Origin of the sequence: Vibrio sp. M260118, assembly GCF_036533755.1 — a bacterium.
GTDB lineage: Bacteria > Pseudomonadota > Gammaproteobacteria > Enterobacterales > Vibrionaceae > Vibrio.
The window spans coordinates 1-1545 of the sequence record NZ_JATABG010000559.1 but is presented as its reverse complement, the minus strand read 5'-3'; the positions used below and the strand labels follow the sequence as shown (position 1 = coordinate 1545).

Sequence of the window (1545 nt, the reverse complement as noted above, 5' to 3'; positions counted from 1 at the left end):
GTTAAGTAAGTATTTACAAACTCTTCAAGCCCCATTTTTCCGCAGTCTTGTTAAAGAAACCCTGAGTTTTCTTCAACTCGACCCAATGATTCAGATAGTTAATCCAAACCTGATCATCTTGTGGTAATAGCATCGCAATCGGAGTTGGCTTACGAGGGTCTTTAACCGGCACAACCGCTAACTGTTTAAATTTCTCCACCAGTGTTGCCGCTTCAACGTTGGACGTTACGGAGACATCGGCACGGCGGGCTAATAACTCTTGAAAGTCACGCGCCGGCGCTTCAATAACGATATGTTGCGCCGATGGGAAGAACTCTTTAACCATTTTTTCTTGCACAGTGCCCAAGGTCGCCGCTACCTTTATCTCAGCACTGTCAAAGTCACTCCAATCAGAAAACTTATCCAGGTCTTTTTTCTGTACTACAGGGACAAAAGCAAGGTAAAAATAAGGCTGACTATAACCAGCGACTTTAGCGCGTGACATATTAAGCGAGGCACTACCTGTGATATCGTATTTGTTGGCAGTAATACCGTTAACTAAGGTTTTCCAATCCGTCGCGACATATTCCACCTTAACACCAAGATCTTTAGCAAGCTCAGTGGTGACATCAATATCAAAACCACGATAACTATTGGTCGCCGGATCTTTCATCGTCATCGGATTCCAATCCCCTGTAGTTCCGACACGCAACACACCTTTGTCTAAGATCTCTTGTAGACGACTTTCTGCATGAGCGACTTGGGTCAGAGCAAGTAAGCATATTCCTAGCACAAGCAACGTTTTTTTCATTTCAATTCCCTTAATAGAATGATGGTGGAAGATATTCCCTATAATTATTAACTATTAGTGCAACTTCATTGATAACATAGCAGCAACAAACGGATTTTATTAGTCGATACAAGGTGTAATGTGACTTTTCGTTATCTATTACTGACTTCACTACTATTTTTATCGGGTTGCTCTGATTACCAGTGGGGTTGGTACGTACTTGACCCAACAACCGATCAAGGGCAAACCAACTTGACGTTCTTGCTCGCAGGTTTTAATGACACCATTCAAGTATCGCTACTGAGTATGTTATTTGCGATGACAATTGGATTGGTCGTCACTTTACCCGCCTTATCTCCTATCAAATATTTGCGTGCGATAAACCGAGTATATGTTGAGACGGTTCGATCTGTGCCAGTACTCGTACTACTCCTTTGGGTGTACTACGGTATGCCAACCCTAGTGGATATCTCTCTTAACCATTTCTGGGCAGGTGTCATTGCGTTGACCATCGCCGAAAGTGCGTTTATGGCAGAAGTATTTCGAGGTGGTATCCAAGCTATCAACCGTGGTCAGCATGAAGCAGCGGAATCTTTAGGACTGAACTATTGGCAGAAAATGCGCTTAATCGTGCTGCCACAAGCGTTTAGGCAGATCTTACCGCCACTTGGGAATCAATTTGTCTATATCCTCAAGATGAGTTCCCTAGTTAGCGTAATTGGCTTAAGCGACCTCACCCGTCGTGCTAATGAACTAGTAGTCAATGAGTACTTACC

2 protein-coding genes are annotated in these 1545 nt (G+C 43.4%); one reads left to right on the top strand and one right to left on the bottom strand.

The window, feature by feature from the left end; translation table 11 throughout:
- Nucleotides 1–13 precede the first annotated feature (13 nt).
- A complete protein-coding gene (locus tag QTO00_RS19545; RefSeq protein WP_331426229.1) occupies nucleotides 14–790 on the bottom strand; it encodes a transporter substrate-binding domain-containing protein in 777 nt (258 codons plus the stop codon).
- Between the two features lie 120 nt (nucleotides 791–910).
- On the opposite strand from QTO00_RS19545, the gene QTO00_RS19540 reads away from it, so the two are divergent.
- Nucleotides 911–1545, top strand: a 635-nt coding sequence (locus QTO00_RS19540; RefSeq protein ID WP_331426228.1) for an amino acid ABC transporter permease, incomplete at its 3' end; no start/stop codon positions are given.